Below are 2,320 nucleotides of genomic sequence, written 5' to 3' on the forward strand. Positions count from 1 at the left end.
GATCGTCTACAATTATAACCCGAAAGGGTTGAGACATAAGAATTCCTCCCTCCTTTGCTTATTAATAAATTGAATCCAATAGGACGAGGATACTATATACCTAACTATACTCAATTACTCAAAATTCAAAATGCCTCGAAAGAGCTATAAAACACTTTATTTTCGCCAAGATGCTTTTTGCAGTCTGCTCGCATTGGTAACGACAGATACAGAACTTAACGCCATAGCTGTTCCAGCGATCCACGGCGTCAACAGCCCCATGAACGCAAGCGGTATAGCTAAGATATTGTACATTAAAGCAAAAATTAAGTTTTGGCGAATATTGCGCATCGTCTTACGGCTCATCACCACGGCATCCGCGACGCCTCCCAAATCGCTGTGAAGCAAATTTACATCCGCTGCGTCCTTGGCGATCTCTGAACCGGTACCAACAGCAATACCAATATCCGCAGCTGCTAAGGCGGGGGCATCATTCACACCATCACCGACCATAGCAACACGTCTCCCTTTTTGCTGCAGTGTTCTTACCAAATGAACCTTATCTTGAGGCAGCATTTCCGAATAGATCGTTGTTATGCCAGCTCTTTCAGCTATCGCTTTAGCTGTTTTACGGTGATCGCCGGTTACCATAGCCACAACAATCCCCATTTTTTTCAACCGGCGTATAGCTTGAGGTGTGGATGTTTTTAATGTGTCCATGAGCGCGATAACTCCTGCAGGCACATCGTCCACAGCTGCAAATAAGATCGTCTTGCCTTCCCTCTCTAACTGTTCTGTTACTTGCGCAAACCTCTGGATGGAAATCTCAGCCTGATTCATAAAAGCTCTGGAACCGATCAGAATCTCATGTTCATCTACTCGCGCTCTTACACCCAGGCCTATTAGGGATTGTGAAGAGGATGTCTCTTTAACCTGAAGTCCGCGCCGAACAGCTTCCTTCATAATCGCTTTCGCATAAGGATGTTCGATGCCGTTCTCGGCAGCAGCAAGCAAGCGAAGAAGGCGATGCTCCTGGCCCGGGTCCGTGATGATGTCTGTCACACGGGGCGTTCCATGTGTAAGCGTTCCTGTTTTATCCATTAAAATGATATCGATCTGTTGCAATTGTTCCACATACTTGCCTTCTTTAAATAAAATGCCCGACTCTAGGGCACGGCTTGTACCCACCAGTATCGAAGTTGGCGTCGCTAATCCTAGAGCACAAGGGCAGGCAATGACAAGCACAGCAATCGCTTTGAATAGTGCCTCTTTGATATCCCCCGGAGCAAGCCATAGAGACCAAATACACAATGTCAGCAGGGCAAGCACCAAAACAGCAGGAACGAACACAGCAGCGATTCGATCCACATAACGTCCGATCTCAGCCTTCGATCCTTGTGCTTCTTCCATCAAATGGATCATCTTGCCGAGCGCAGTTTGGGGGCCAAGAGCCGTCACTTGCATCATAATGGCTTCATCTCTAATAACAGATCCGCCTATCAGGCGATCATATTGGCGTTTCTCTACAGGTACCGATTCCCCCGTAATGAATGCTTCATCAACGGCTGATCGGCCACGAATAACTCGTCCATCCGCAGGAACAACTTCACCTGGCAGAATTAGGAGCGTATCCCCAATTTTTACGTCCTTTATCAATATAACTTCTGACTGCATCTCATTCCTGATGATTGTAACTGTTTGCGGGCTTAAGCTGCGCAGTCCATGAATCGTTTTCATACTTCTTTCTTTCGCAGAAGCCTCCAACCACTTGCCAAGCAGCACAGCGGTAATAATCATGGCGCTTGTCTCAAAATAGACTGCATGCGGGTCAGCTCCTCCAGAACGAAGCATATGGATTGTCATGTAATGACTATACAAGTAAGCGCAAGTCGTACTGAGAACGATAAGAACGTCCATATTCGCACTTTTGTTTTTTAATGCCTTCCACGCGTTAAAATAAAATGGGGCACCTATCACAAATTGAACCGGCGTAGCAAGCAGCCACTGGAACCATGGTTCCAGAAATAGATCAGGAATCCATATACTCGAAGTCATGGTGTAATGACGAACCATTGCMCACAAAAGAGGAAGTGTTAATAATGCTGAGATCACTAGTTTTGTTCCTAGACCAAATACCGTTTGCCGAGAATCACTCGCTTCTTCAAATTTTCTAGCAGAGTATCCCAGTTTCTCGATACGTTCAATAATTTCCCCTTTCAACTCTGTACCTGCGTCCAGCACTAAAGCCGCGCGTCCCATCGGTAAATTGACAGCAATTTCATGCACACCATCCATCTTGCCAATTACTTTCTCAATTCGCGCAGAGCATGCTGCACATGTC

1 protein-coding gene is annotated in these 2,320 nt (G+C 46.1%); it reads right to left on the reverse strand.

All coding sequences use genetic code 11. From position 1 onward, the window contains the following. Positions 1–156 precede the first annotated feature (156 nt). A partial coding sequence (locus tag AC1DUA_RS34295; RefSeq protein ID WP_477503994.1) for a heavy metal translocating P-type ATPase occupies positions 157–2,320 on the reverse strand: 2,164 nt, incomplete at its 5' end.

It is taken from the genome of Paenibacillus sp. 01T422 (assembly GCF_056398785.1).